Origin of the sequence: Mesorhizobium sp. M4A.F.Ca.ET.020.02.1.1 (assembly GCF_004022645.1) — a bacterium.
Taxonomy (GTDB): domain Bacteria; phylum Pseudomonadota; class Alphaproteobacteria; order Rhizobiales; family Rhizobiaceae; genus Mesorhizobium.
The window spans coordinates 1-1,036 of record NZ_RZOI01001183.1 but is presented as its reverse complement, the minus strand read 5'-3'; the positions used below and the strand labels follow the sequence as shown (position 1 = coordinate 1,036).

The following is a 1,036-nucleotide window of genomic DNA, read 5'->3' as shown; positions in this document are numbered from 1 at the left end:
TCCCGGTCATCTATGCCTTCACCCAGCCCGATCCGGGCTCGGTTGCCTTCGTCTCCGACGATGCCGGCGGCGCGCGGCTGGCGGTCGAGCATTTTTGTGGGCTCGGGCGCCGGCGCATCGCCCATGTCAGCGGGCCGGCGAGTTTTGCCGTGGTGCATGAGCGCGCGCGTGCCTATCGCGAGGTGCTGGCCGAGCACGGCCTGCCGGCCGCCGAGCCGCTGCTCGGCGCCTGGTCGGAAGGCTGGGGGCACGAGGCGGTGGCGAAGCTGTTCGACAGCCGGGGCAGGGGTGAGACGCCCGATGCCGTCTTCTGCGGCAACGATCAGATCGCGCGCGGCGTCATCGACGCGCTGCGCGAGCGCGGCATCCGGTTGCCCGAGGATGTCGGCGTCGTCGGCTTCGACAATTGGGAGATCGTGGCCGAGGCGACGCGCCCGCCGCTGACCTCGGTCGACATGAACCTGGCCACGCTCGGCCGCGAGGCCGGGCTCGCCCTGCTTTCGCTCGTCGGCGGCCAGGCGGCCGCGCCGGGCATAAGAAAACTGCCGTGCCGGCTGGTGGTGCGTCAGTCATGCGGCCGTCCGCCGGGCGGCTAACGGGCCTGCGCTACCAAGCGCGGCCGAACCGGGAGGAGAACCAATGAGGAGGAGAACCATGAAGACCATGATTGCCGGGCTCGCGCTCGCCGCGAGCATATTTGCCCTGCCTGCTTTCGCGGCCGACACCGCCAACATCTGGGTGCGCGCCGACGGCTCCAACTTCATGCCGCGCATCGTCGATGCCTTCAACAAGGGCCATGAGAACCAGATCAAGCTCGACATCATCCCCAATGCCGAGATCATCCCGAAATATGGCGCTGCCGCCGCCGGCGGCACCGCGCCGGACGCGCTGTCGCTCGATCTCATCTACACGCCGTCGTTCTCGGCCGCCGGCCAGCTCGAGGACATCACCGACTGGGCGAAGTCGCTGCCCTATTTCGCCAGCCTGTCGCCGGCGCATGTCAAGACCGGCACCTACAAGGGCCGCATCTATGGCC

The 1,036-nt window shown here is 68.9% G+C and carries 1 protein-coding gene and 1 pseudogene; both read left to right on the top strand.

Translation table 11 applies throughout. The features are described 5' to 3' along the window. Window positions 1-596 (top strand): substrate-binding domain-containing protein (locus EN742_RS35900; RefSeq protein ID WP_148670568.1); only part of this gene is annotated, 596 nt, incomplete at its 5' end. Window positions 597-654: 58 nt separating this feature from the next. Next, window positions 655-1,036, top strand: a pseudogene (locus EN742_RS35895) (sugar ABC transporter substrate-binding protein); the annotation flags it as partial.